The organism is Frankia sp. CcMO1 (assembly GCF_977945845.1).
Map to the genome: position 1 here is coordinate 1 of NZ_CDWTMG010000380.1, position 2,968 is coordinate 2,968.

At 73.6% G+C, this 2,968-nt stretch carries 1 protein-coding gene and 1 pseudogene; both read right to left on the reverse strand.

The genetic code is table 11. The annotated features are described in order from the left end of the window. Window positions 1–2,083 (reverse strand): xanthine dehydrogenase subunit D (gene pucD / locus AC08OU_RS24115; RefSeq protein WP_476605898.1); only part of this gene is annotated, 2,083 nt, incomplete at its 3' end. After that, window positions 2,080–2,965: pseudogene (locus AC08OU_RS24120) on the reverse strand (FAD binding domain-containing protein). The pseudogene AC08OU_RS24120 and the gene pucD, both read right to left, overlap by 4 nt. Window positions 2,966–2,968: the final 3 nt, after the last annotated feature.

The window sequence follows — 2,968 nt, forward strand, 5'->3', positions numbered from 1 at the left end:
CAGATCCGGCGATCTGCCCCGCGATCGTCACGAATCCCTGGCCCACCTCGGCACACGCGCTGTGCAGCCGGGCCCGCACCGTTCCGTCCTCAGCCAACTCCAGGCGGGCACGGGCGACGGAGGAGTCGTCCATGCCCTCCGAGAAGAGCAGGTTCTTGTAGGCCAGGGCGTAGCCGACCCCCCGACGGACCCGGCCCGGTTCGGCCGCGGCCGGTCGACCGCCGGGCAACGCGGTCACCGCGACATTCGCCGGCATCGCCGGCGGGAGCGGACGCGGGGCCACCGCCTCGATGACCTCCCGCGCCGGCAGCGGTGCGCCCATCACCTGACCGGTGGGCAGCACATCCCCCGGTCGGACGGCATTGCGGACGCGCAGGCCCACCGGATCCATGCCGAGGGCGTCGGCCAGCCGATCCATCTGGGCCTCGTGACCGATGGTCACCTGCGACACCCCGAACCCCCGCATGGCGCCGCACGGGGGGTTGTTGGTCCGCACGACGACTCCGTGCAGGTGGGCGTTCGGGACCCGGTACGGACCCGCGGCATGGGTGACCGCGTTCGCCAGCACCGCCGGCGAGGACGACGCGTAGGCACCGCCGTCCAGCACCAGCCGCGCCCGCACGCTGACCAGGTTCCCGTCGGCGGTGGCGCTGTGCTGGAACCACATCCGGGCCGGATGCCGGTGCGGATGGCCCAGGAAGGACTCGACCCGGTCGTAGGCGATCCGCACCAGAAGCCCCGTAGCCCGGGCGAGCAGGGCGCCGTGGATCTGAAGGGTGACGTCCTCCCGGCCGCCGAAGGCACCCCCCACACCGGCCAGGGCGAGCCGGACGAGCTCCTCCGGGAGACCGAGGCAGGCCGCGATCTGCTCCCGGTCCGAATGCAGCCACTGGGTCGCCACCCGCATGTCCACTCCACCATCGGCGGCCGGCATCGCCAGGGCCGCCTCGGGAGCGAGAAACGCCTGGTCCTGCATCCCGACGAGGTAGTGGTCCTCGACCACCACCGGGCCGAGCGCGTCGGGATCGCCGTGGCGCAGCTCGATCTCGCGGTACAGGTTGCCCGCCGGATGCAGCGGCTCGGCATCCGGCTGCCATACCCGGTCGGGGTCGGTCGAAGGTGCCAGCGGCTCGTAGTCCACCTCGATCGCGGCGAGCGCCCGGCGCGCGGTCCGGACGTCGACCGCAGCCACGGCGGCGACCGGTTCCCCCGCGTACCGGACCTCGGTCGCGGCGAACACCGGCTGGTCGGCGACGATCAGCCCGTAGGTGGCCGTGCCGGGGACATCGGCGGCGGTCACCACCCCCACGACGCCGGGCAGCCGGCGCGCGGCGTCGACGTCGACGCGCCGGATCCGCGCCCGGGCATGGGGCGATCGCAGGGTGCGGGCATGCACCATCCCCGGAACACGCAGATCACCAACGTAGGAGAAGCTACCGGTCACCTTGTCCGGCCCGTCCGGACGACGCACCGGACGACCGATCCCCGGACTCATCGGCCCACCCCCCCGGTGGGGCGGAGCAGGTGTATCCCCCGAAGGCAGGGTGCCCCGCTCAGCCTGCACTGTTCTGATGGCAGCGAGTATCCGGCCGTAACCGGTGCACCGGCAGATGTTGCCGGCCAACGATTCCCTGATCTCCTCCTCGTCCGCATCCGGCCGCCGGGTGAGCAGGTCCGTCACCGCGACCACGAACCCTGGGGTGCAGAAGCCGCACTGCACGGCGCCCTCCTCGAGGAACGCCGCCCGCACGGCCCTGGCGGGTCCCGCCGTCCTCAGACCGGTAACGGTGATCACCTGGGCGTCGTCGGCGTCCGCGGCGAGCACCGTGCAGGACGCCACCAACCGGCCGTCCAGGAGAACGGAGCAGGCACCGCAGCGCCCCTGCTCGCACGCGTCCTTCACCGAGGTCACCCCGATGACGTCCCGCAGGACGGTGAGCAGGGAGTCCCCGATCCAGGCGCCGGCCACCGTGTGCAGGAAGCCGTCGACATGGAGGTGATACGGCGCGACGACACCGTCGTCCGGCCAGGACGACCCGGCCGGCGGTCCGGCCGGGACCTCCCCCGCGAAACGGGCGGTCATGGCCGGGCGTCCTGCCCGGCTCCAGGGTCCACCGGCGCCCCCGCGGCATCCAGGCATCGGGTGAACGCCCGGGCGGCCAGCACGCCGGCAGCATGCCGGCGGTAGTCGGCGGAGACCCGCGGACCCGCCGCGAGCTCCGGCCCGGCCCGCCAGACCGCTTCGCTCACCAGCTCACCGAACCGGCGGGCCGCCGACGAGGACGCAGCCCCTGCGGACCAGTCCACCTCGTCGTGTGCGAACCGCTCGGCGACGGTTATCCGGATCGGCAGCCGACCCCCCCCCGATCGCGCAGGCCAGTCGATGGCGCATCCGGTCGACGAGGACGGCGCACGACACCAACGCCTGGTAGGCGGCCTGCCTGCCCCCGATCTTGAGATAGCTCTGCGGTCCGGCCGGCCGCGGCAGCCTTACCGCGGTGACCAGGGCGTCGGGGGCGAGCCCGTCGGCGAGGAACGCGGGCAGCGTCATCCGGCCGGGTCCGCGCGGCGAGGCCACGAGGATCTCGGCGTCCGCGGCGGTGAGGAAGGTGAGCAGGTCGCCGGTGGGACGTGCCGAGCCCAGCGCGCCACCGACCGTGCCGAGGTTGCGGACCTGCGCGGAACCGACCACTCGGGCGGCGAGGGCGAGGCCAGGCGACAGTGACCAGCCCGCGAGATCGGTGTAAGTCACGCCCGCACCGACGGTGAGCGAATCCGCCCCGGCGCCGCGGACCCGCAGTTCCAGAACCCGGCGCAGGGCGACCACCGCTCCCGGCCGACGCTCGCCGGACCGGAGAGCGGGGACGAGATCGGTGCCGCCGCCCAGCAGATCGACCGCCCTGCCGGCGTCACGGGCGGTGGCCAGCATCTCCACTGCCTCCCCTACCGTGCGTGGACGGAACATGAC